Source organism: Curtobacterium sp. NPDC087082, assembly GCF_044745045.1.
GTDB lineage: Bacteria > Actinomycetota > Actinomycetes > Actinomycetales > Microbacteriaceae > Curtobacterium.
The window spans coordinates 332,884-356,423 of the sequence record NZ_JBIUZN010000001.1; the positions used below are offsets into that span (position 1 = coordinate 332,884).

23 protein-coding genes are annotated in these 23,540 nt (G+C 71.7%); 10 read left to right on the forward strand and 13 right to left on the reverse strand.

Features of this window, described 5'->3' with window-relative positions:
- Positions 1–151 precede the first annotated feature (151 nt).
- Positions 152–1,318, reverse strand: coding sequence for an RtcB family protein (locus ACIPEP_RS01510; RefSeq protein WP_402716274.1), 1,167 nt, complete (start codon positions 1,316–1,318; stop codon positions 152–154).
- 460 nt (positions 1,319–1,778) lie between these two features.
- Here ACIPEP_RS01510 and ACIPEP_RS01515 point away from each other — a divergent pair, with 460 nt between their 5' ends.
- Positions 1,779–3,608, forward strand: a complete 1,830-nt coding sequence (locus tag ACIPEP_RS01515) for a glycoside hydrolase family 15 protein (protein ID WP_402716275.1) — start codon at positions 1,779–1,781, stop codon at positions 3,606–3,608.
- Positions 3,609–3,621: 13 nt separating this feature from the next.
- Positions 3,622–4,224, forward strand: coding sequence for a DUF1992 domain-containing protein (locus ACIPEP_RS01520; RefSeq protein ID WP_261646957.1), 603 nt, complete (start codon positions 3,622–3,624; stop codon positions 4,222–4,224).
- 95 nt (positions 4,225–4,319) lie between these two features.
- Here ACIPEP_RS01520 and ACIPEP_RS01525 read toward each other — a convergent pair whose 3' ends face one another.
- Entirely contained in the window at positions 4,320–5,000 is a 681-nt protein-coding gene (locus ACIPEP_RS01525; RefSeq protein ID WP_070417182.1) for a hypothetical protein, read from the reverse strand.
- A gap of 209 nt (positions 5,001–5,209) precedes the next feature.
- Here ACIPEP_RS01525 and ACIPEP_RS01530 point away from each other — a divergent pair, with 209 nt between their 5' ends.
- The 6 genes from ACIPEP_RS01530 to ACIPEP_RS01555 all read left to right on the forward strand — a co-directional run bounded on the left by ACIPEP_RS01530 (position 5,210) and on the right by ACIPEP_RS01555 (position 10,253).
- Entirely contained in the window at positions 5,210–7,681 is a 2,472-nt protein-coding gene (locus ACIPEP_RS01530) for a phosphoketolase (RefSeq protein WP_402716276.1), read from the forward strand.
- 220 nt (positions 7,682–7,901) lie between these two features.
- Positions 7,902–8,024, forward strand: a complete 123-nt coding sequence (locus ACIPEP_RS01535) for a hypothetical protein (protein WP_402716277.1) — start codon at positions 7,902–7,904, stop codon at positions 8,022–8,024.
- Positions 8,011–8,226, forward strand: coding sequence for a hypothetical protein (locus ACIPEP_RS01540; protein ID WP_229086518.1), 216 nt, complete (start codon positions 8,011–8,013; stop codon positions 8,224–8,226). The genes ACIPEP_RS01535 and ACIPEP_RS01540 overlap by 14 nt, the downstream gene beginning before the upstream one ends.
- Positions 8,227–8,260: 34 nt before the next feature.
- A complete protein-coding gene (locus tag ACIPEP_RS01545; protein WP_402716278.1) occupies positions 8,261–8,944 on the forward strand; it encodes a fumarylacetoacetate hydrolase family protein in 684 nt (227 codons plus the stop codon).
- A gap of 159 nt (positions 8,945–9,103) precedes the next feature.
- Positions 9,104–10,066, forward strand: coding sequence for a sugar phosphate isomerase/epimerase family protein (locus ACIPEP_RS01550; RefSeq protein ID WP_402716279.1), 963 nt, complete (start codon positions 9,104–9,106; stop codon positions 10,064–10,066).
- Positions 10,067–10,076: 10 nt separating this feature from the next.
- Positions 10,077–10,253 (forward strand): hypothetical protein, encoded by a 177-nt coding sequence (locus ACIPEP_RS01555; protein ID WP_156794789.1) that lies wholly within the window; start codon positions 10,077–10,079, stop codon positions 10,251–10,253.
- A 27-nt stretch (positions 10,254–10,280) separates the two neighbouring features.
- Here ACIPEP_RS01555 and ACIPEP_RS01560 read toward each other — a convergent pair whose 3' ends face one another.
- The 8 genes from ACIPEP_RS01560 to ACIPEP_RS01595 all read right to left on the reverse strand — a co-directional run bounded on the left by ACIPEP_RS01560 (position 10,281) and on the right by ACIPEP_RS01595 (position 18,569).
- Positions 10,281–10,610 carry a hypothetical protein gene (locus tag ACIPEP_RS01560; protein WP_336696953.1) on the reverse strand — a complete coding sequence of 110 codons (330 nt, stop codon included), beginning with the start codon at positions 10,608–10,610 and terminating at the stop codon, positions 10,281–10,283.
- Entirely contained in the window at positions 10,607–11,176 is a 570-nt protein-coding gene (locus ACIPEP_RS01565; RefSeq protein ID WP_402716280.1) for a hypothetical protein, read from the reverse strand. The genes ACIPEP_RS01560 and ACIPEP_RS01565 overlap by 4 nt, the downstream gene beginning before the upstream one ends.
- Positions 11,173–11,787 (reverse strand): RNA polymerase sigma factor, encoded by a 615-nt coding sequence (locus ACIPEP_RS01570; RefSeq protein WP_229086513.1) that lies wholly within the window; start codon positions 11,785–11,787, stop codon positions 11,173–11,175. The genes ACIPEP_RS01565 and ACIPEP_RS01570 overlap by 4 nt, the downstream gene beginning before the upstream one ends.
- Before the next feature lie 206 nt (positions 11,788–11,993).
- The gene (locus tag ACIPEP_RS01575) at positions 11,994–12,149 is read right to left on the reverse strand and encodes a hypothetical protein (protein ID WP_175473746.1); all 156 of its coding nucleotides are present in this window, start codon (positions 12,147–12,149) and stop codon (positions 11,994–11,996) included.
- A gap of 135 nt (positions 12,150–12,284) precedes the next feature.
- Positions 12,285–14,807, reverse strand: coding sequence for an ATP-dependent DNA ligase (locus tag ACIPEP_RS01580; protein WP_402716281.1), 2,523 nt, complete (start codon positions 14,805–14,807; stop codon positions 12,285–12,287).
- Positions 14,804–15,694, reverse strand: a complete 891-nt coding sequence (locus ACIPEP_RS01585; RefSeq protein WP_071303361.1) for an SDR family oxidoreductase — start codon at positions 15,692–15,694, stop codon at positions 14,804–14,806. Before ACIPEP_RS01585 ends, ACIPEP_RS01580 begins: the two co-directional genes overlap by 4 nt.
- Positions 15,695–15,762: 68 nt before the next feature.
- Positions 15,763–17,247, reverse strand: coding sequence for a class I adenylate-forming enzyme family protein (locus tag ACIPEP_RS01590; protein WP_402716282.1), 1,485 nt, complete (start codon positions 17,245–17,247; stop codon positions 15,763–15,765).
- The gene (locus ACIPEP_RS01595; protein ID WP_402716283.1) at positions 17,244–18,569 is read right to left on the reverse strand and encodes an MFS transporter; all 1,326 of its coding nucleotides are present in this window, start codon (positions 18,567–18,569) and stop codon (positions 17,244–17,246) included. Before ACIPEP_RS01595 ends, ACIPEP_RS01590 begins: the two co-directional genes overlap by 4 nt.
- Positions 18,570–18,660: 91 nt before the next feature.
- Between ACIPEP_RS01595 and ACIPEP_RS01600 the strand changes: the two genes are divergently transcribed.
- Positions 18,661–19,638, forward strand: a complete 978-nt coding sequence (locus ACIPEP_RS01600) for a Ku protein (protein WP_402716284.1) — start codon at positions 18,661–18,663, stop codon at positions 19,636–19,638.
- Between the two features lie 49 nt (positions 19,639–19,687).
- Positions 19,688–20,293 (forward strand): antibiotic biosynthesis monooxygenase, encoded by a 606-nt coding sequence (locus ACIPEP_RS01605; protein ID WP_374115162.1) that lies wholly within the window; start codon positions 19,688–19,690, stop codon positions 20,291–20,293.
- Here the strand turns inward: ACIPEP_RS01605 and ACIPEP_RS01610 are convergent.
- Genes ACIPEP_RS01610 through ACIPEP_RS01620 form a run of 3 tightly spaced genes read right to left on the reverse strand, consistent with a single transcriptional unit; the run spans position 20,290 to position 23,539 of the window.
- Positions 20,290–21,225: a Ppx/GppA phosphatase family protein gene (locus ACIPEP_RS01610; protein ID WP_071296586.1), complete on the reverse strand. Its 936-nt coding sequence runs from the start codon at positions 21,223–21,225 to the stop codon at positions 20,290–20,292. The genes ACIPEP_RS01605 and ACIPEP_RS01610 overlap by 4 nt on opposite strands.
- 50 nt (positions 21,226–21,275) lie before the next feature.
- A complete protein-coding gene (locus ACIPEP_RS01615; RefSeq protein WP_402716285.1) occupies positions 21,276–22,133 on the reverse strand; it encodes a ribokinase in 858 nt (285 codons plus the stop codon).
- The gene (locus tag ACIPEP_RS01620) at positions 22,130–23,539 is read right to left on the reverse strand and encodes an MFS transporter (protein WP_092388224.1); all 1,410 of its coding nucleotides are present in this window, start codon (positions 23,537–23,539) and stop codon (positions 22,130–22,132) included. Before ACIPEP_RS01620 ends, ACIPEP_RS01615 begins: the two co-directional genes overlap by 4 nt.
- Between the last annotated feature and the right edge of the window lies 1 nt (position 23,540).

The window sequence follows — 23,540 nt, forward strand, 5'->3', positions numbered from 1 at the left end:
GGGCGCGGGGGCCCGCGGGGCCCCCCCCCCCCGGGGGGGGCCCCCCCGCCGGGCGCCCGGCGGGGGGGGGGGGGGCCCCCGGGGGGGGGGGCCGGCGGGGGGGGGGGGGGGGGCCCCCCCCCGCGCCTCCCGACCCGGCGTGACGGCGACGTCAGTCGCCCTTCACGTTGACGACCTGCCGCAGCGTGTGCCGGATCGACACGAGCTCCGAGGCGTCGGCCATGACCTGGTCGATCGGCTTGTACGCCGCCGGGATCTCGTCGAGGAACGCGTCCGTGTCGCGGTACTCGATGCCGACCATCGCCTCGCGCAGCTGGTCGTGCGTGAACGTCCGCCGGGCGGCGCTCCGCGAGAACAGCCGACCGGCACCGTGCGGCGACGACTCGAGCGACGGCTTGTTGCCGAGGCCCTCGACGACGTACGACGCGGTGCCCATCGACCCCGGGATCAGACCGGGCTGCCCCGCCCTCGCCTGGATCGCACCCTTCCGGGACACCCACACCGACTTCCCCCAGTGCGTCTCGCGCTGTGTGAAGTTGTGGTGGCAGTTGATCCGCTCCCGCTCGTCGACCGGCGTGCCGACGACCTCGGACAGCTGCCGCACGACGCGGTCCATCATCTCCTCGCGGTTGAGGAGCGCGAAGTGCTGCGCCCACCGCAGCTCGGCGATGTACCGGTCGAACTCCGGGGTCCCCTCGACCAGGTACGCCAGGTCGGGGTCGGGCAGCTCGATCCACCAGCGCTGCATGGCCTTCTTGGCGACCGCGATGTGCCGCTGGGCGATCTTGTTGCCGACGCCCCGCGACCCGGAGTGCAGGAACAGCCAGACGCGGTCCGCCTCGTCGAGCGACACCTCGATGAAGTGGTTGCCGGACCCGAGCGTGCCGAGCTGGTTGCGCCAGCCGCCGTGCACTCCTGCGGGGTCGAACCCGGCGCCCTCGGCCATCGTCTCGAGCTCCGCGATCCGAGGCTCGGCCGTGGCGACGATCTTCCGGTTCGACGCACCGGCCGACAGCGGGATCGCCCGCTCGATCTGCTCGCGCAGCTCCTGCAGGTCGTCGGGCAGGTCGGCCTCGGTGAACTGGGTCCGGACCGCGATCATGCCGCAGCCGATGTCCACGCCGACGGCTGCCGGCATGACCGCGCCGAGGGTCGGGATGACCGACCCGACGGTGGCGCCGAGGCCCAGGTGGGCGTCCGGCATGAGGGCCAGGTGCGGGAACACGAACGGCATGCGAGCGGTCGTGCGGGCCTGCTGCTCGGTGTTGTCCTCGAGCATCGAGGCCCAGCTCAGCAGCCGGTCGGTGATCTTCTCCATTGCTTCGTCTCGCTTTCGTGCCGGTCTTCGGTGACGGTCCGGGGCGAGGTCCTGCTGCCGTCCGGCACCACGAGGCGTGGCGTTCGGAGGGCAGCGTCGTGGAGAGGACGCCCCGGGCCGGGTGGGCACGGGGCGTCGGGTGACGTCGCGTGCCTACGCGGGATAGCGGTCGGACTGCTGCGGGTTGCGCTGTTCGGGCAGCACGAGGAGCGTGTCGAGCTGGAGCTCGACTCGCTGTTCGTGGTGCTGCACGGTGCGCACGCGCGGTCCTTCCGGTGGTGCCCGGGACGGGCGGTCCTGCCGATGGGCAGGAGGACGACAGTAGTGCGACACGCCCGGGGTGCACAAGTCACCCCGGGCGTGTCGCCGGTTCTCCACAGCCTGGAGGAACGGCGGGCGTCCTCCACAGCGGGGTACGCCCGCCTGATGGTCGGGCCCAGAGCGCGGGCAGGCTGGGAGCATGACCGAGCGGACCCGAGACACCCCTGACGTGATCGACGACGAGGAGCGCACCGACGGCTACGCACCGCTCCGGTCCTACGGCGCGATCGGCGACGGTCGGACGGTGGCGCTCGTCGCGCGGGACGGCCGGATCGACTGGCTGCCCATCCCCTCGATGGACTCGCCGCCGGTCTTCGCGAGCATCCTCGACGCCGAGCACGGCGGACACATCGCCCTCCGGCCGGTCGACGCCGACGCCGAGGTCTCGCGCGAGTACCTGCCGGGCACGAACGTGCTCGTCACCACCTGGACCACGGCATCGGGCTCCGTGACCGTGACCGACGCGATGGTGACCGGCGTCGCGGGACGCCTGCCCTGGGCCGAGGTCGCCCGGTGCGTGCAGGGTGTCGACGGCACGGTCGAGATGGAGTGGGCGGTGGTGCCGGGGACCCTGCTCAACACGGCCGAACCGAGACGTCTCGACACCGCGAACGGCGCCGTGATCGGCATCGACGGCATCACGATCGCCATCGTCGAGCAGGGCTTCGAGCCCGTGCACGACGACGGCCCCCGGTTCTCCGGCCGCTTCACCACGGCCGAGGGCTCGAAGCACATCCTGACCATCGTCGGGACCCACGACGAGCCGATCTTCATGCCCCGGCCGGAGAGCGCGCTCCAGGCGATGGACCGGACGATCGACAACTGGGCGACCTGGTCGGAGGAGTTCTCGTACGACGGGCCGTGGGCCGAGCCGGTGCAGCGGAGCGCCCTCGCCCTCAAGCTGCTCATCTTCTCGCCGACCGGCGCGATCGCAGCGGCTCCGACGACGAGCCTGCCCGAGGACCGCACCGGCGGCAAGAACTGGGACTACCGGTTCGCCTGGGTACGCGACCTGTCGTACACGGTGCACGCGCTGACCCGCTTCGGGCTGCGCGAGGAGACACACGCCGCGGTGTCCTGGGTGATGCGCACGATCGCCGAGCACGACGAGGACATGCCGATCTTCTACGAGCTCGACGGCTCGAAGAGCGACGGCGTCGAGGAGCGCGACGTCCCCGGCTGGAACGGCATCGGCCCCGTGACCATCGGGAACCGCGCCGGCGACCAGCTGCAGCTCGGGGTGTGGGGTGACGTCTTCGAGATCCTGCGCCAGTACGTCCGCGCCGGCAACGTCCTCGACCGGAAGACCGCCGCCGTCCTGCAGGAGCTCGCCGACGACGCCTGCCACCGGTGGGAGGAGCCGGACTCGGGCATGTGGGAGCTCCAGGACACGCAGCACTACGTCTCGAGCAAGATCGGCTGCTGGCAGGCGCTCGACGCCGCGGCCGAGCTGCACGAGGCCGGGATGATCGACGGGCCGCGCGACAAGTGGATCGAGAACCGCGAGCTCATCGAGCAGTGGGTCGCCGAGCACGGGTGGGACGAGGAACGCGGGTACTACGTGATGTACCCGGGCTCCGACAAGCTCGACACGTCGATCCTGCTGCACGCGATGAGCGCCTTCGACCGGGGCCCCCGCATGGAGTCGACCATCCGGGCGATCGAGGAGCAGCTGCAGCACGGCCCGCTCGTGTACCGGTACTCGGGCATGGAGTCCGAGGAGTCGCCGTTCGTGGCGTGCTCGTTCTGGCTCGCGGCCGCGATGGCCTGCGTCGGACGGGTCGACGACGCCCGCGACCTCATGGACGAGATGGTGGAGCAGGCGAACGACGTCGGCATGTTCAGCGAGATGATCAGCGAGGACGGCACGTTCATGGGCAACATCCCGCAGGGGCTGTCGCACCTGGCGCTCATCCAGGCAGCGCTCACGATCGAGGAGGTCGCTGGCGAGGAGCGCTCCGGGGAGTGATCATGGAGGGGTCATGAACGACGTCGATGCACGAATGGACCGGTTGCGACGGGCCGCCCGCTACCGGTACCAGCAGCTCGTGGACAGCGAGATCGAACGCGGCTCCCTCGACCCCGACGAGGTGCGCGAGGAGCGTCGGCTCCTGAAGGCGGCCGACGTCGCGGCGCACGCTCGGGCCCAGATCGAGGAGGCCGAGCGTCGGGGTGTCTTCGAGGGCAACCCGTACCACGGCAAGCGGCTCCCGGGGAACGACGGACGCCACGACCCCGACTGGTGGATCAAGGCGAAGATCGAGCGCGAGGAGATCACCGGGATCGCCCCGCCCGCCCTGGCGCTGCGGAAGGAGGACGCCGAGCTCGACGAGCACCTCGACGCCCTCTCCGCCGAGCCCGACGTCCGTGACGTGCTCGACGACTTCAACGCCCGCGTGAAGGAGGCCCGCCGGCAGCTCCTCGGTGGGCCGCCGGTGGTGACCCCGCTCCGTGACGTCGAGACCGAGGTCGCCGGCTGGCGAGCGCGTCGGCAGGAGCGACTGGCGACCGAGGCGCAGGCGGCCGCGGACCGGGCCGCTGCCGAGGCGGACCGACCCCGGCGGTGGTGGCGCCGACGTCGGTGAGGTGATCCGCGCCTCCTGGACCGCCCCCGGACACGGGAACGACCGCAGCACCGCGCTCGTGGCGCGGTGCTGCGGTCGTCCCTGGCGTGGAAGCGTTACTTGATCTTGGCGGTGATGGTGGCGGTGCCGACGAGGAGGCCGGACTTCACGGCGTCGGTCTTGAAGGTGCTGTTGAGCAGCTTCGCGGCGTCACCCGAGACGTGCACCGTGGTGCCGGTCAGGATCGCGTTGTCACCCTCGAGCTGCAGGGGCTTGAGCGTGCCACCGTGCAGCGAGAACAGGTACGCGTTGTTCACCGCGACCTTGCCGTTGACCAGCACGTCACCGTAGAGCTTGGACGAGCCCGGGTTCACGACGAAGTTCTCCAGCGTGACCGTCGTCTCACCGGCGGTGAGGGTCAGACCCGAGTCGTCGTGGTTCAGCAGACCCTGCACGTACGGACGGTAGTCACCGTCCGGCGACCAGTACGTCACCGAACCGGACGTGATCGGGAACGACACGGACCCGTCGGCGAGCTTGGCGTCACCGGAGACACCCGGGGTCAGCTTCAGCGCGGTCAGGGCGTCGGTGAAGCCGGAGTCGAGCTTCACTGCGGTGTCGCCACCGAGGACCTCGGGCACCGACGCGACGGGGCCGGGGATCTTCGACGAGGACGACGACACGGTGTGCACCGACGGGGTCGAGGCCTGCGCCGAGGTGATGCCGAACGCGGCACCACCCAGCACGAGCGCACCCGTCGTGGCGAGCGTGATGGAGGTCTTCAGGGACTTGCGCATGGGTTGGGTCCTTTGCTGTCTCGGGGGCTCCGGCCGGTGGCGACGTGCTCCTGTGCACGCGCCGTGCTGTGTGCTTGCTGTGGCCCGGCCGTTCGTGACCGGAGAGCGCCCTGGGCGTTTGCCCTTGTGACATGCATTCGGCACCCCCTGCCGAACGGTTTGGAAGTTTTTCTGGGATTCCCCCGCGACCGCCTCCGTACCGTGGGGGCATGGCCCCCGCATCCCCCTCGAGCACCGACCGGATCCGCGCGATCGACGCCTGGTGGCGCGCCGCGAACTACCTCACCGTCGGGCAGATCTACCTGCTCGACAACCCGCTGCTCGACCGCTCGATCACGCCGGACGACGTGAAGCCCCGGCTGCTCGGACACTGGGGCACCTCGCCGGCGCTCAACCTCGTCTACGCGCACTGCAACGCGCTCATCGCCGAGACGGACCGGCAGCTCCTGTACATCTGCGGGCCCGGTCACGGCGGTCCCGCGATGAACGCGAACGCGCTGCTCGACGGCACGTGGGGCGAGCTCTACCCGGACATCACGCCGGACCCGGACGGGCTGCGGCAGTTCTTCCGGCAGTTCTCCTTCCCCGGTGGGATCCCCTCGCACGCGGCGCCCGAGACCCCGGGGTCGATCAACGAGGGCGGCGAGCTCGGCTACTCCCTCGCGCACGCGTACGGAGCGGCACTCGACAACCCGGACCTCGTCGTCGCGTGCGTCGTCGGCGACGGCGAGGCCGAGACCGGGCCGCTCGCCGGGTCCTGGCAGGCGCACACGTTCCTCGACCCGGTGTCGGACGGCGCCGTGCTGCCGATCCTCAACCTGAACGGGTGGAAGATCGCGAACCCGACGGTCCTCGCACGCATCCCCCACGACGACCTGCACGCTTACTTCCGCGGGCTCGGGTACGAGCCGATCGTGGTCGACTCCGCCCGCGTCGACGACGACCCGTTCGCCGTGCACGCCCTGTTCGACGGTGCGCTCCGGCGTGCACTCGCGACGATCGACGACATCCAGGCCGCGGCCCGCGCCCAGGCGCAGCGAGCGGCCGCCGGGCAGCCGGCCGGTGCTGCGGACCTCCGACCGCGCTGGCCGATGATCATCCTCCGCACGCCCAAGGGCTGGACCGGCCCGAAGGTCGTCGACGGCCAGCAGGTCGAGGGGACCTTCCGCGCCCACCAGGTCCCCCTGCCCGCCGTCCGCGAGGACGACGACCACCGCCGGCAGCTCGAGGAGTGGATGCGGTCCTACCGCCCCGAGGAGCTGTTCGACGACGACGGCCAGCCGATCGGCATCCTCACCACCATCCGACCCACCGGCGACCTGCGGATGAGTGCGACCCCGCACGCGAACGGCGGCCGGCTCCGCACCGCACTCGACCGCCCCGGGCTCGAGGAGTTCGGCGTCCCCGTCGGCGAGGACGCGAGCGCCACCGGCACGCTCGGCCCCTGGCTCGCTGCACTCATCCAGCGGAACCCCTCGTCCTTCCGGCTCTTCGGCCCGGACGAGACGGTGTCGAACAAGCTCGACGCGGTCTTCGACGTCACGTCGCGCGTCTGGCGTGCCCAGCGTGGCGTCGGGGACGAGCACCTCGGCGCACACGGTCGGGTCACCGAAGTGCTGTCCGAGCACCTGCTCGAGGGGATGCTCGAGGGCTACGTGCTGAGCGGCCGCCACGGTGTCCTCAACACCTACGAGGCGTTCGCGCACATCATCGACTCGATGGTCGGCCAGTACGCGAAGTGGCTCGAGTCCTCGACGGACATCGACTGGCGGGCACCCGTCTCGAACCTGTCGATCCTGCTGTCGTCGCACGTCTGGCGCCAGGACCACAACGGCTTCTCGCACCAGGACCCGGGGTTCCTCGACGTCGTCGCGTCGAAGCAGCAGGACCTCGTCCGGATCAAGCTGCCGGCCGACGCGAACACCCTGCTGGCCGTCGCCGCGCACGCACTGGAGACGACCGACCGCATCGAGGTGATCGTCGCCGGCAAGCACCCCGAGCCGGTCTTCCTGTCGCTGCCCGACGCGGTCGAGCACGTCGCCGCGGGACTCGGGGTCTGGGACTGGGCCGGCACCGAGGAGACCGTCGGTCGCGTCGACGTCGTGCTCGCCTGTGCCGGGGACGTCCCCACCGTCGAGGCCGTGGCCGCCGCGGACATCATCCGCCAGCACGCTCCCGAGGTCGGCGTCCGTGTCGTGAACGTCGTCGACCTGCTGTCCATCGGCGACCCCCGGAAGCACGAGCACCCGGTCCCCGACGAGCGCTACGACGAACTGTTCCTCCCCGGTACCCCGACCGTCTTCGCGTTCCACGGGTACCCGTCCCTCGTGCACCAACTGACCTACCGCCGGAACGGGCACGACGACCTGCACGTGCACGGGTTCCTCGAGCAGGGCACGACCACGACCCCGTTCGACATGCTCATGCGCAACGAGATGGACCGGTTCGCGCTCGCGCACGACGCCCTGACCCGGGTGGACGCGTCGGCGCACGACGCGCTGCGCACGCGGCTGTCCGAGGCCCGCACGGCGGCCCGCGAGTACGCGTACACGAAGGGCGAGGACCACCCGAGCGTCGGTGCGTGGCGGTTCTCGGGGTGGCCGCAGGACGAGGCGGCATCGGAGGGCACGGGTGGCGACCCGGGCGAGGGGGAGACCGAGGGGGCTGCGCCCGGCAACTGACGCGCGTCCGCGCACTCCTCCACATCCAGGAGGCGCGGATCACGTTCCACAGGACCGGTCACGCTCGGCGCGTGGCCGGTCCTGTCGCGTCAGGCGGCGGAATACAGAGTTCTTGGGGCATCGGGACCACTGGTGGCAGCGTTGGTCGTGGGTGGTCGAGCGGGCGTTGTCGGCCGATGAGCGGCGCCGTGACGCGGCCGCTCTGATGACCGATGCCCTGATGACCCGGACCTGGGTCACCGACGACGACAAGTGGGTCGAGCGCGCGCTCGACGACCACGAGACGACCGCCGCGCGACGGCTCCGCGGCAGAGAGGAACGACCCGACGATGATCTCGGATGAGGACGACGCGTCCTTCAAGGCCCGACTCGACCGGATGGAACGCCGGACCCCCAGCCTGCTCGCGCACCCGCACTACGGGCCGCTCGTCCGTGCGGCCGGTGACCTCGAACGACTCGCGGAGATGCGGATCGAGTGGCGCGAACGACAGGAACGGGCACGAGCACGGAAGCTCCGGTGGGAGGCCTCGATCAGCGAGGGCTGACCGAGCACCGCGCTGCCGGTGGCACGCTGGACGGGTGAGCGACCTCGTCATCCCGGCCCCGACCCTCCCGACCGTCCCCACCACCACCGGCGGACGCTTCCCCGTCCGGCGGGTGTTCTGCGTGGGCCGCAACTACGCCGCGCACGCACGCGAGATGGGCCACGACCCGGACCGCGAGCCGCCGTTCTTCTTCACGAAGCCGGCGGGCGCGGTGGTGACCGACGACGCGGACACCCCGTACCCGTCCGTCACGGAGCGCCTCGAGTACGAGGTCGAGCTCGTCGTGGCGATCGGTCGCGGCGGAACGGACATCCCGGTCGACACGGCCCTCGACCACGTCTGGGGCTACGCCGTCGGGATCGACCTCACGCGGCGCGACCTGCAGGCCGAGGCGAAGCGGCTCGGCCGCCCGTGGGACACCGCCAAGGGCTTCGATGCCTCGGCCCCGGTCGGCGCGATCGTCCCCGCCGCCGATGTCGACCCGACCTCGGGCACGATCGAGCTGCGGGTGGGCGGCGAGCTCCGACAGTCCGGGGACCTCGCCGACCAGATCTGGTCGGTCGCCGAGACCATCGCGGAGCTCTCGCGGTTCGTGTCCCTCGCGCCGGGCGACCTCCTGTTCACCGGCACCCCGGACGGTGTCGGGGTCCTCGCCCGCGGGGACCTCCTCGAGGGCACGATCGCCGGCGTGGGCTCGGTCCGGACCGTGATCGTGTGACCCCACGCGTTTCCCCCGTGTGTCGGCGGCCTGGGAGGGCACGCAGCACCACCGAGTAGCAATGTCTCGATGCCGCTGCGGGGTGCGCGGTGTCGCCACACTGGGGACACCCGACCGCGACGGGGCGGGGCGGCGTGTCCGGAGAACGGAGGTGCCGCCGTGCAGGAACACGACCTGCTCGCGACGTCCTGGACATGGGCCGGGACCGAACCGATCGGCGAGCGCATCGACGCCGTCGGTGCTGCCGGCTTCGCCGGACTCTCGCTGTCGCTCGGTGACCTGCACGAGGTGCGGGCGACGATCGGGTTCGCCACCCTCCGCCGCATGCTCGACGGTGCGGGGATCGTCTGGGTCCAGCTGGGACCGCTCGAACGCTGGTGGACCTGCTCGAACCACACCACCGACCAGGACGCCGACCGCGGTGTGGTGCTCGAGGCCGCCGCGACCCTGAGCGCCTGGCAGGTCGTCGCGCGTGCGGACGTCACGCTGCCCGGCGTCTCGCCGTCCGCCATGGTCGACGACTGGAACGAACTGGCCGGGCAGGCCGCGAAGGTCGGTGCGCAGCTCGTCCTCGAGCCCGAGCCGTGGTCGAACCTGCCGACGGTGGAGCGCGCGTCCCGGTTCGTCACCGCCGCCGGTCACCCGAACGGCGGGCTCCTGGTCGACGTGATGCACGCACTGCGCGGCGGGTCCACGCTCGCCTCCATCCGCGAGGGCGTCGCGCCGGCGTCGCTCGCCGCGGTCGAGCTGAGCGACGGCCTGCTCCACACGCCAGCGGGCATGACCCTCGCCGAGGAGGCCCGCGAAGCTCGCCACCTGCCCGGCGCCGGCGCCTGGGACGTCCCGGGGTTCGTCCGCACCGTGCGCGACCTCGGGTTCGACGAGCCGTGGGGCGTCGAGGTGCGGACGGCAGCACACCGGGCGATGCCGATCGGGGACGCCCTCCGGACCGCTGCCGCGGCGACCCGGGCGGTGCTCGACGCCGCCGACGCCTTCGGGACGCCCGCCGTCCCCGCGATGCCGACGACCCCGGCGCCGACCTCGGCGGTGGACTTCGAGCCGCCGGCTGCTCCCCCGCCGAGCGACCGTCGCCGCGATGCCGACTCAGGAGCTCCGGCGTAGCGTCGCCGGCATGACCGACCAGCCAGCACACGACGACGACCTGCTCCGCCGCTCCCAGGAGTCCATCGACGAGGCGAAGGCTGCTGCGGCCGAGGTGGTCGAACCGGACGAGGACGACCTCATCGACGAGGACCTCCCGGTCGCCGACGACGCCGAGCCCGCCGACGGTCCCGCGCCCGCTCCCTGAGTTTCCCCGGCCGGTGGTCTCGGGCGCTCAGTCGATCTCGACGACCCGCACGGTGACGTCCGACGGTCGACGTCCCAGCAACGCCGTCCCCTCGGCGACCACCGCGTCGCGGACGCTCCGGACGAGCCCGAGCGTCGGGACCCGCCGGTCCGTCGTCACGACCACGCGGATCCGGGCGCCCTCGCGTCGGTCCTGCACGAGGACCGCGCCACCGTCTCGGGGCAGGTCGAGCACCGAGTGGACGTCGCGGACGAGCGTGGCGAGGTTCGGCCCCGGTGGCAGCACCGAACGGACCCCGGGGACCCCGAGCACGACCGCGGTCAGTCCGCGCGAGACACTGCGCACGTCGTCGGTCACGGTCGTCCTCCCTCGATGAGGTCCGCCACCCGCACCACGAGCGACCGCACCACGAAGGGTGCGTGCGCCGCGAGCGCGTCCTCGATGATCGACCGGAGTGCCTCGGCGCGGAGGTGCACCGGCCCGTCGGCGCTCGCGGCGATCGACACCTCGACGTCGACCGATCCGCCGGCCGTCCCGACGTCGCCCGTGAACCGGGTCCGTCGGACGACCACGCCGGGTACCTCGTCGCCGAGAGCCCGCACGAGTCCGCGGAGTGCGCCTTCGGTCACGACGAGCGTCGACGCGGGGTCGTCGTCCGGGACGGGGATGTCCCGGCCCGCGTGCGCCGTCGTCCGCACCGACGCGAGCACGCTGGCGATCCAACCGGCGTTGGCCCCGGCGGCCTCCGCGGCCTCGGCGTCGAGCAGGTCTCGCGAGGCCGTCCGCAGCGACTCGAGCCGCACCAACGCGGCGGCCGCCTCGGGGTCGCCGTCGATGTCCGGCCGCGCCGGGGTGCGGTCGGTGTCCAGGTAGTCGGAGAGTTCCTCGAGGGTGAACGCGCCGAACCGTTCGTCGTCGGTCATCGCCACCCCTCCATCTGCTCGAGGACACGACGTCGTGCCCGCGCCAGCACCCCGCGCACGGTCGCCTGCGGCATCCCCGTCGCCTCGGCGATCTCGGCGTACGACGCCCCACCGATCTCCCGCATCACCCAGACGGCACGGTGCGCGTCCGGGAGTGCCTGCACGATACGCGCGAGTTCCTGGACCTGCAGCCGCGTGCTGACGACCTCGTCGACGGGGCGGTCGTCGGCCGAGTCGACCACCGCTTCGAGGTCCAGGTGTGGATGCCGCCGACGGAGGCGGTCGAGCGCCTTGTTCGCCGCGATCCGGAACAGCCAGTTCCGCACACGGTCGGGGTCGTCCACCCGGTCGATGCGCTGCCAGGCCTGGAGCGCCGCCTCCTGCACGGCGTCCTCGGCCTCGCCGTCGCCGTGTCCGAGGATCCGAGCGGCGTAGGCGCGCATGTGCGGGCCGTAGCGGCGGATCAGCACCCCGAACGCGACCGTGTCGCCGTCGGCGCTGCGCGCGACGAGGGAGGCGTCCGACAGGGACGCCAGGGCGTCAGCGTCGCTCAGGGTCGGCTCCTCGTCGATTTTCTTCGGTTCTCGCGTGACGATCGCGGTCGTCGTCACGTCTTACGTACGGGTCTACCAGGAGCGCGGTGCGTGCCTGGTGCGAAGCGCGTCGTGACCGGTCATCCCTGAACGACCGGTCACGGCGCCCCGACGGCGGCCCGTGCGTCCCCTGATCCGGCGCACGGGCCGTCTTCTCCCCCAGCCCGCGGCGTCGGGGTCGATCACCACGCGGAGCGAGCACTGCGTGGACCGTCGTCCCCGACCTACTCGTCGACCTCGTCACCGAGGAAGTCCGCGTACGTCACCTCGGACTCGGTCACCGCGACCCCTGGGTCCACGGGTGTGCGCGCCGATCGGTCCCCTGCGATCGTGACTCGTTCCTCCGCGGTGAACGGGGGCAGGTACTTGCTCGCGCTCATGCTCGCGCCCTTTCGTCCCGGCGAACGTAACAGCCCGTACCGGAATCCCGGGGGATCGACCCCGATTCGTCCCCCGGTCGAGGGTGGAACGGGGGACGGAAGTTCGCCCCGGGCTGACCCCATGCGGATGCATGCTCACGATTCCCGGACGACGTCCCCGGGGTCCTTGTCCACCCGCCACCCGCGCCACGAGGGCTGTCGCAACCGGCCGTCCGACGTCCACTCGGCGAACTCGACCTCCCCAACGCGCTTCGGCGTCACCCAGTGCGCGTCGCGGGCATCGGGCCGTGGGACGTCGACGAACGGCGAGGTCTTCCGCTCGAGCGCGGCGAGCGTCGCACCGATCTCGTCGAGGTCGCGATCGCGGAAGCCGGTGCCGACCTTCCCGATGTACTCGAGCCCGTCCGGCCCGGGGACGCCGAGGAGCAGCGAGCCGACCCCACCCGCACGCCGACCACTCCCCGGCTTCCACCCGCCGACCACGACCTCCTGCGTGGCGTGGTGCTTCAGCTTGAGCCACGCCTCTGATCGCCGACCCTCGGCGTACTTCGACGTCCGCTTCTTCGCGACGACCCCTTCGAGTCCCTGCTCCGCCGAGGCCGCCATCGCCCGGGCGAGGTCGCCCTGGTACGCGGGCGGGACGTCGATCGCACCGCCCGGTTCGACCACCGTCTCGAGCGCCTGGCGACGCGCGTCGTACCCGAGGCGGGTGAGCTCGTGCCCGTCCGCCTCGAGCACGTCGAAGAGCAGCAGTCGGACCGGCGTCTCCCGCCGTGCCGCCTCGACCTCGCGCGACTTCGTCAGTCCCATCCGGTTCTGCAGCAGCTGGAACGAGGGCCGCCCCCGATCGTCGAGGGCCACGATCTCGCCGTCGAACACGCCGTCCACCCCGGCGCGGTCGCCGAGTTCCTGGAGCTCGGGGTACTGCACCGTCAGGTCGTTGTCGTTGCGGCTGCGGAGTGTCACCGAACCGTCCCGGACGGTCGCGAGCGCGCGGATGCCGTCCCACTTCATCTCGAACGCCCAGTCGGACTCGTCCAGCGTCGGCTCGCCCTTCGCGAGGGTCGCCTGCATCGTACGGCGGTCAGCCGGAGCGGTGTCCGACGCGGCCGTCCGGTCGATGCGCGAGGTCGGGTCGCCGCCGGCGGGTGCAGGTCGGGAGGCGCGGCTCGTCCCCGCCCCGTCCCCGCCGTCCGCCAGACGGTCCGGCTGGTCCTTCGTGCGGTGGATGAGCCAGTTCTTCTCGTCGCCGTCGCGCCCACGACCCCGCCCGCGGGTGTGCAGCAGCGCCAGTCGGCGAGCGCCCCCGGTCCGGCCGTGCAGGGTGACGATGACCTCTTCGCCCTCGCGCCACTTCTCGAGCTCGTACGTGCCGTCGTCCCAGATCGTGACCGTCCCGCCGCCGTACTCGTCCTTCGGGATCGTGCCCTCGAACGCGCCGTACTCGAGCGGGTGGTCCTCGGTCTGCACCGCCAGGTGGTTCTTCCCCGGGTCGGTGGGTTCACCCTTCGGCAGCGCCCAGCTGACCAGGACCCCGTCGTGCTCGAGCCGGAAGTCGTAGTGGTCGCGTGTGGCGTGGTGTTCCTGGATGACGAACGTCGGGGTGCCGTCCTTCCGCACCGTCGGCGCGTCCTCGGGCACGGGTTCCGGGGTCTTCGACGCGTCGCGCTTGGCGCGGTACGCCGCGAGCCGGTCGCGCGCGGGCTGCTCCGCGTCGTTCGCCTGCTGGGTCCGGTCGCTGTCCCAGTGACCGTGGTCGTCCCGTCCGACCGCCAACGAGGCGGAGGCGACCGGGTGCAGGTGGTCGCCGCGTTCCTCCAGGCGTTCGAGGACCTCGTCCAGGGTGAGCTGCGCGAGCCCGCGTTCGGTGAGTTCCTTCCAGGTGCGCGGCGCGGCGACCGTCGGCCGGTCACGGCCGCGCAGGGAGTACGGCGCGATCGTCGTCTTGTTGCCGTTGTTCTGCGACCAGTCGACGAACACCTTGCCCGTCCGCTCCGCCCGGCTCATCGAGGAGAGCACGAGGTCCGGTAGGTCCTGCTCGAGCGCCTTCGCGAGTTCGTGCGCCACCTCGGAGACGTGTGCGGTGGAAGCCCCGCCGTCGAGCGCGGCGTAGAGGTGGATGCCCTTCGACCCGGACGTGACCGGGTACGGGTCCAGCCCCATGCCGTGCAGGATCTCGCGCGCTGCGAGGGCGACCTCGACGCACTCGGGCAGCCCGACGCCGTCGCCGGGGTCGAGGTCCAGGACGAGCCGGTCCGGGTTCTGCTGCCCGCCGCGGGGGCCGAACCGCCACTGCGGCACGTGCAGCTCCAGCGCGGCCTGCTGCGCCATCCACACGAGGGTCGGCAGGTCGTCGACGATCGGGTACTCGTTGTCGTGCTCGGCGTGGTGGATGGTGTGGTGCCGGACCCAGTCGGGCGCGGAGTCCGGCAGGTTCTTCTCGAAGAACACCTTGCCGTCGACGCCGTTCGCCCAGCGCTTCCGGGTCACGGGGCGGTCCTTCACGTGCGGGATCATCCACGGCGCGACCCGCTCGTAGTACTCGATCACGCGTCCCTTGGTGGTGCCGGTCTCCGGGTAGAGCACCTTGTCGGTGTTCGTCAGGGCGATGCGGCGGTCCCCCACCAGGACCACGGTCTTGCGCGAGGTCGGACTCACAGCGCCACCCCGGTCGCCCCCGCCACCGTGAGGGTCGTCCCCGACGTGTACGACGACTCGGGGCCGGCCAGGTACACGTACGCGCTGCCGAGCTCGACCGGCTGTGCAGGTCGGCCGAAGGGTGTGTCCTGCCCGTAGGCGGCGATCTCGTCGCCCGGGTAGCTGATCGGTTGCAACGGCGTCCACACCGGGCCCGGGACGACGGTGTTCGCCCGGATCCCCTTCGCCGCGAGCTGTCGCGCCAACCCGTTCGTGTACGTGATGATGGCGGCCTTCGTCGCCGCGTAGTCGATCATCCGGTCCTGCGGTTGGTACGCGGACACCGAGCTCGTCGTGACGATCGCGCTGCCGGGCGCCATGTGCGGCACCGCCGCGCGCACCAGCCAGAACAGCGAGTACAGGTTGACCTTCATCGTGCGGTCGAAGTCCTCGGTCGACTGTGCCGTCACGTCGTCGTGCACCTTCTGGTGGCCGGCGACCAGGACCAGGGCGTCGAGTCCGCCGAGCTCGCTGACCGCGTCGCGCACGAGTGTGTCGCAGAACCCCTCGTCGGTCAGGTCGCCGGGGAGCAGCACGGCCTTCCGCCCGAGGCCGCCCACGATGTCCCGCACGGCTTCGAGGTCGTCGCGTTCCTCGGGCAGGGCGTTCAGGGCGACGTCCGCGCCCTCCTTCGCCATCGCGATCGCCGCTGCCCGTCCGATGCCCGAATCGGCCCCGGTGACGAGCACACGGTAACCGGGCATGCGGCCCGTGCCGAGGTAGCTCGTCTCGCCGTGGTCCGGTGCCGGGTCCATCGCGCTCGCCAGTCCGGATCCCTGCTGCGTCTGGGCCGGGAATGGCGGACGGGGGAACTGGTCGCGCGGGTCCTGCTTGTCGAGCTGGCTCATGCGCCCATGGTGCTCGCGCCGCGGCCACCGCGGTTCAGCGAAGCGGGATCTGTGGAGAACCCGTCCGCTCAGGCGCCCTGTGCCATCGCGCGGACCTCGACCCGCCGGACCTTCCCGGTCGACGCACGCGGGAGGTCCCGCACGACGAAGACCTCCACCGGGCGGCGGAACCGGGCGAGCTCTGCCTCGGCACGCTCGAGGAGTGCCGCGTGCAGCACGGCGGCGCCGGTGTCACAGTCCGGCCGGACGACGACGTAGGCGACCGGGACGCTGCCGAGCACCTCGTGCGGGCGGGGGACGACGACCGCCTCGAGCACCCGCGGGTCCCCGAGCAGGACGTCCTCGACCTCGGCCGGGTAGACCTTCTCACCGCCGCGGTTGATGACGTCGTCCGCACGCCCGACGAGCCAGACCCACCCGTCCTCCGAGACGTGGCCGAGGTCGCCCGTGGAGAGCCAGCCGTCGGCGTCGAACCGCTCGGCCGCGCGTCCGCAGAGGTACGACCGGACGATCCCCTCGCCGCGGACCCACAGCGACCCGACGTCGCCCGCGGGCAGCACGTTGCCGTGTTCGTCCCGCACCTGCACCTCGGAGCCGACCGGGACGCCGACGCTGCCCGGTCGGGCCGGCGCACCGAGCGGGGTGGCCGCGATCTGCGACGCGCCCTCGGTCATCCCCCAGCTGACCACCAGCGGGACGTGGCCGAGTGCTGCACGGACGGGTTCCGGGAGTGGAGCGGACGCACTGCGGACGAACCGGAGGCCCGGCGGGAACACGAGCGGTCCGGTCTTGACGAGGACCGCGAGGATCGCCGGCACGGCGTTGAGCCAGGTCACCCGACGCTCGGCGAGGAGTTCCCAGAACCCGGTGCGGTGGAAGCGACGATCGAGCACGAGGGTCGCCCCGGCGACGAGGGTCGCCAGCAGCCCGACGACCTCGGCGTTCACGTGCGAGAGCGGGAGCGAGTTGAAGCCGCGGTCGGACGGCGTGAGGCCGTTGTGCTGTGCGACCTGCCGTGCGACGAAGAGGAGCTGCGACTCGGGCATCTCGACCCCCTTCGGCGTGCCGGTCGAACCCGAGGTGAAGAGCACCGCCGACCCTTCCCCCGGTGCGTCCGGGTCGCTGCCGGGCACGGGACCACGCACCACGTGCACCGGGCCGAAGTCCCTGCCGACCCGCGCCGCCGGGACCCCGTCGAGTGCGGAACGCTCCTCGCGGTCGGACACGACGAGCGACGCCCCGCCGATGAGCGATCCCAACCGGGCCACCTCGGACGCCGGCTGCCCCGGGTCCACCGGGACGGACCGACGCCCGGTCGCAATCGCCGCGAGGTGGACCACGGCGAACGACAGCGGGTCGCCGAGGTCGACCAGGACGGCGCCCGACGGGGCGATGCCCAGGCCGTCGAAGACCCGCTCCCAGGCGCTCACGGCGCGGGCGAGCGTCTCGTGGTCGAGCACCCGGTCGGACCGTGCGTCCTCGAGGTAGGGGTGGGCCGGGGTCGCGCGGGCACGCTCGGCGAGCAGGGCACGGAGGGTCAGCTCGCGGCTCACCGGGACACCGTCTCGGTCGTCGCGGCCGCTGCGCCGCCGACGACGACGGTACCGTCGACCATACGCACGCGCTTCGGGTGCATGAACCAGGCGACGACGATCGCCGCGGCGAGCAGGCCGATCGAGAGCCCGAACGGCGCGACCCAGCCGGAGGCGTCGATGAGGACGCCGAACGCGATCGGCGAGACGACGCCGGCGATGCCGAACCCGGTGTTCATGAGCCCGGACGCGGCACCGGACCACTGGGGCGCGACGTCCATCGGGATGGCCCAGAGGTTGGCGTTGCAGAGCTCGAGGAAGAAGAACGACAGCGTGAGTGCCACGGTCGCGACGAGGAGGCTCTGCGCGAAGAGCAGCGGGGTGAGGCAGAGGAGGGCGCCGCCGAGGCCGATGACGAGGATGACGCGTCGCGCGTGCCGGACGTCCCCACCCCGTGCGACGATCCGGTCGCTGAGCATGCCGCCGACCGTGTCGCCCACGACACCTGCGAGCAGGATGATCGACGTGTACAGCGCGAAGCCGCCGATGCCGAGACCGTACGTGTCGCTGAGGAACGTCGGGAGCCAGGTCAGGAACACCCAGAGCGTCCAGCCGTAGCCGAAGTCGACGAACGTGACGGGGAGGATCTGCGGCACGAGCTGCTTCCACGGGGTCTTCACGCGGTCCGCCACACCGGCGGGGGTGTGCAGCTCCCCGAGCTCCGAGAGCTCCTGGGACGTCATCTTCGGGTGGTCCGCCGGGCGGTCCCGGAACACGACCCACCAGAGCCCGGCCCAGATCACGCTGAGCGCGGCGACGACGAGGAACGAGCTGCGCCAGCCCGCCACGATGATGAGCCCGGCGACGATGAGCGGCGCGAGTGCGTTGCCGAGGCGGGCCGCCGAGTGCGTGATGCCCTGTGCGAAGCCGTTCCGGTCGATCGGGATCCACTTGCTCATCGCCTGGGTGGCGGTGGGGAACGCGGCCGCCTCGGTCAGCCCGAGCAGCAGTCGCGCACCGATCAGCGACATGAGTCCGACGCTGAAGCCGGTCAGCAGGGTCGCGACGCCCCACAGCACCGCGACGATCGCGAGCATCTTGCGCGGTCCGATGCGACCGCCGATCGCACCCCCGAAGATCTGGAGAAACGCGTACGGCAGCGCGAACGCCGCGACGACGTAGCCCGCCATGGTGTCCGTGAGGCCCAGGTCGTCCTTGATGTAGGGCAGGGCGGTCGAGATGTTGGTGCGGTCGATGTAGGCGATCGCGTACATCACGCAGAGCATGAGCAGGACGCGGCCGCGGACGCGACGGCGCATCGGGCTGGGGCGGAGAGCGGTCATGAGGCACCTTTCGCGATCGAACGTCATATTCAGTATTTCACATGACGACGAAGATCGCACACGTGCAGGTCCCGACGGGCATCATGTGCCCATGAGGTCGATCTGGAAGGGCTCCATCGCGTTCGGGCTCGTCAACGTGCCGATCAAGGTCTACGCGGCGACCGAGACGCACGACGTGTCGCTGCACCAGGTCCACGACGAGGACAAGGGCCGCATCCGGTACAAGCGCGTCTGCGAGTTCGGCCACGAGGTCGAGTACGCCGACATCCAGCGCGCCTACGACGACGGCGACAAGACGGTGGTGCTCACCGCCGACGACTTCAAGCAGCTCCCCGAGGAGCAGTCGCACGAGATCGAGGTCCTCGAGTTCGTCCCCGTCGACCAGGTCGACCCGATGATGTTCGAGAAGTCCTACTACCTCGAGCCCGACTCCCGCTCCCCCAAGGCCTACGTGCTCCTGCGCGAGACCCTCGCGAAGACCGACCGGCTGGCGATCGTGCAGTTCACGCTCCGGCAGAAGACTCGGCTCGGCGTCCTGCGGGTGAACGACGACGTGATCCTGCTGCAGGGGCTGCTCTGGGGCGACGAGGTCCGTGCCGCCGACTTCAAGGGCCTGGACGCAGCGGTGAAGGTCAGCGCGAACGAGCTGAAGATGTCGTCGTCGCTCGTCGACAGCATGTCCACGGACTTCGACCCCGACCGCTACACCGACGCCTACCAGGTGGAGCTGCAGCAGCTCATCGACGCGAAGCTGGAGTCCGGCGACGACATCGACACCGAGAAGACCTTCGGTGAGCGCGCCGAGGACGACGACGATGACGAGGGTGGCGACGTCATCGACCTGATGGCCGCCCTGCGCGCGTCGGTGGACAAGAAGCGGTCCGGTTCGGGAGGCACGGGGTCGCGTTCCCGGAGCGGGTCCCGTTCCACGAAGCAGGACTCCACGGCCGACGAGTCACCGGAGAAGGCCCCGGCCGAGAAGGCACCCGCGAAGAAGACCCCGGCGAAGAAGGCACCCGCCAAGAAGCCGGCCGCCAAGAAGCCTGCGGCCAAGAAGCAGGCCAGCTAGCCGGACCGCGCGACACGAGCAGGAAACACGCGTCGGCCAGACTTGACGCATGACTCCAGAAGAGCCTGGGGCCTTGTCGTCGCCACCCGCGACCGATGGCCCGCCCGTCACCGTCTCCATCACCCGACTCGTCGAACCCGAACGGATCCCCGACGTCACCCGCTGGGTGCAGTCCGGCGTGAACCTCGCCAACCGCTACCCGGGCTTCCTCGGCTCGGGCTGGGTCCGCTCGCACGCGACGAGCCGTGAGTGGCACATGCTCTACCGGTTCGCCGACCACGACTCCCTCGCCACGTGGGAGAACTCCGACGACCGGCTGCGGTGGCTCGACCTCGGCCGTGACCTCGTGGTGGAGTCCCGTGTCGAGAAGCGCACCGGGATCGAGGGGTGGTTCGACGCACCGGCCGATGCCCCGGCGTCGAGCGCACCGCCGCGGTGGAAGCAGGCCGTGAGCATCTGGCTCGGGTTCTTCCCGGTCAACCTGGCGTTCACGTACCTCGTCAGCTGGCTCGTCCCCGCGTTCGGCGCACTCCCCGTGCTGCCGCGCGTGCTCGTCACGACGCTCGTGCTCACGCCGATCATGACGTTCTGGGTGCTGCCGTTCGTCACGCGGATGATCCGCCCGTGGCTCCTCGCACCGCCGAGGAACGGCTAGCCGAGCACCGACAGCTGGTCGAGCCGCTCGAGAATCACGCCCTCGCGGAGCGCCCACGGGCAGATCTCGAGCGCCGGCAGGTCGAAGATGTCGAGGCAGGCCTCGGCGACGAGGGCTCCCGGGACCACCTGGTGCGCCCGGCTCGGCGACACCCCGGGGAGCTCGGCCAGCTCGGCGACCGACATCGTCAGGAGCGCCGGCAGCTTCGCGCGGAGCACGTCGCCGTCGAGCGCGCGCGGCACGAGCGGCCCCGCACCCGAGGGCGCCGCGCCGCAGATCCGTGCGATCGACCGGAACGTCTTCGAGGTCGCCACGGCACGGTCCGGCCGCCCGGCGCGCAGCAGCAGCCCGGCGTCGCGGGCGATCTCCACCCGGATCTCGTGGCGGATCCGGCGCACGTCGTCCTCGGTCGGGGTCCCAGCCGCGAAGTACGACCGGGCGAGCCGGGCGGCGCCGATCGGCATCGACCACGCGACGTCGGGCGCTTCGTCCGCTCCGCCGGCGATCTCGAGCGACCCACCGCCGATGTCGAACACGGCCAGGCGACCAGCGGACCACCCGAACCACCGCCGCACGGCGAGGAACGTCAAGCGCGCCTCGTCCCCGCCGGACAGCACGGCGAGCTCGACCCCGGTCGCCCGTTCGACGTGGGCGAGCACCGCGTCGGAGTTCACGGCGTCACGGACGGCCGAGGTCGCGAACGCGAGCATGTCCTCGCACCCGCGGTCCTCGGCGACGCGGACGGCGTCGGCGACGAACGAGGTCAGGGCGTCGACGCCCGCCTCCGTCACCGCGCCGGCGTCGTCGAGGTGCTCGGCGAGGCGCAGCGGTTGCTTGAACGACGACGCCGGCAGCGGGGCGGCACCGCCGTGGGCGTCCACCACGAGCAGGTGGCCGGTGTTGGACCCGATGTCGAGGACTCCCACGCGCATGCCACAACGCTAGTGGCCCCGTCGGACGGGCACGGCCCAGGAGGCGCGGTTCAGCCCCGCAGGAACGCCTCGAGTTCCGCGGTGGTCGGGTACGACGCCTGCGCGCCCGCCTTCGTCGCGGCGTACGCCCCGACACCGACCGCGAACCGCGCGGCCTCGACCAGCGGGTCCCCGGCGGCGAGGCGCAGCGCCACCGCACCCATGAACGCGTCGCCGCAGCCCGTGGTGTCCACCGGGTCGACCCGGACGGCGTCGATCGACACCGGCTCGGCGTCACCGTCGTGCACGACGCAGCCCGAGCCGCCCCGGGTCACGATCGACCGTCGGACGCCGTGCTCCCCGAGCTCGGCGGCCTCGTGCTCGTTGACGAGCAGGACGTCGGTCAGCTCGAGCAGCTCCGCCGGGACGGCACCGAACGGGGACAGGTTCGTGAGCACCGTGACCCCGGCGGCGTGCGCTGCGCGGGCGGCGGCCAGGACGACGTCGATCGAGACCTCGAGGCAGAGACCGAGCACGCCGGCACCGTCGAGGGCATCGGCGGGGACGTCGTCCGGGGTCAGCGTGCCGTTCGCGCCGGCGGAGATCACGATGGTGTTCTCCCCTGCGCGGTCGACGGTGATGACGGCGGTCCCGGTGGCCACGCCCTCCCGGACGGCGACGTGCGTCGTGTCGACACCCGCCGCCGCGACGGAGTCGCGCAGCAGTCGACCGTTCCCGTCGTCCCCGACCGCGCCGATCATGCGCACGGCGCCCCCGAGCCTCCCGGCAGCAACCGCCTGGTTGGCGGACTTGCCGCCTGGCAGGATCGCGAGGTCGGACCCCTGGAGGGTCTCACCGGGCTTCGGGAAGCGCTCCGTGCGGACCACCAGGTCCGCGTTGAGGCTCCCCACGACGACGATGCCGGTCATGCGGCGGCTCCTGTCTCGGCCGAGGCCGGGCGCGGGATGAGGAAGGACGTGGCGAGTGCCGCGCAGGTGATCACGGCACCGAGCAGCATGCCACCGGAGTACCCGGCGGTGCCCGCGGACCCGCCGGTCCCGAGCGCGATCTGCAGGGCCGGCAGGACGGCGAAGCTGATGCCGGCACCGAGGTTGAACGCACCGGCGTTGAGGCCGGGCAGGAAGCCGGGGTTCGACTCCGGCGAGAGCACGATGCCGAGCCCGTTCAGGATGATGTTCGCGATGCCGGCGTACGTGATGCCGATCAGCACGGTCGCGGCGATGAGCACCGGCAGCGAGTGCACGCCGACGAACGCCATGACGAGCGTCGCGACGATGCTCCCGACCAGGCCGACGCGCAGCACGGCGCGGTAGCCGAGGGTCGGCGCGAGCCGGCCGGCGAAGGGTCCGACGATCCAGCCGACCAGCGCGTACGGGGTGAGGAACGCGAGCGAGGCGAGGTCGGCCTCCATCCCGAAGCCCGCGTCCGGGTTCTGCGCGAGGCTCGTGACGAGGCCGTTCACGACCGCGAACACGCCCGTCATGGTGAGCAGGGTCGTGACGAGCAGCGCCCAGGTCGCGCGGCGCTTGAGGAACCGTGTCTCGACGAGGGGCTCGCGCACCCGCGACTCGACCGCCCAGAAGACGCCGAAGGCCACGAGGGCGAGGACGATGCCACCGACCACGAGGCCCCAGTTGGCGGCTGCGAGCTTGCCCGCCTCGTTGAACGCGGTGAGCAGTGCGCCGACGCTGACGACGAGCGGCAGGACACCCCACCAGTCCATGCGGGTGCCGGCGGACGGCTTCGACTCGACGCCCCACGCAGCGACCATCAGCGCCGCGACGACGGTGACGATCGCGATGACCCAGAAGATCCCGCGGAACCCGAAGTGCGTCGCGATCCACCCACCGGCGAGCGCGTCGACGCCCGCGATGCCGCCGTTCACCGCGGTGAGCAGGCCGAGGGCGGCGCCGTAGCGCTTCGGGTCGGCGATCTCGTTGCGGAGGATGAGCAGGCCGATCGGGACGACCGGGCCGGTGACGCCCTGGATCATGCGGCCGACGAACAGCATCGGGACGTTGACCGCGAGCGCCGCCACGATGCTGCCGACGAGCATCACCGCGAGCATGCCGAGCAGGACGCGCTTGCGGCCGACGATGTCGGACAGGCGCGGCAGGAACAGCGAGAACAGCGCCGCCAGGGTGAAGAACAGCGTCTGCGACAGGCCGATCGTGGCGTCGTCGGTGTGCAGCTCGCGGGCCATCGTGACCAGGGCGGGGCTGAGCATGCTCGCGTTCAGCTGGAACGCGATGCAGGCTGCGAGTAGTGCGGCGGTGAGGGCGCCGATCGACTTCTTCGTCGATGTGGTGGTCATG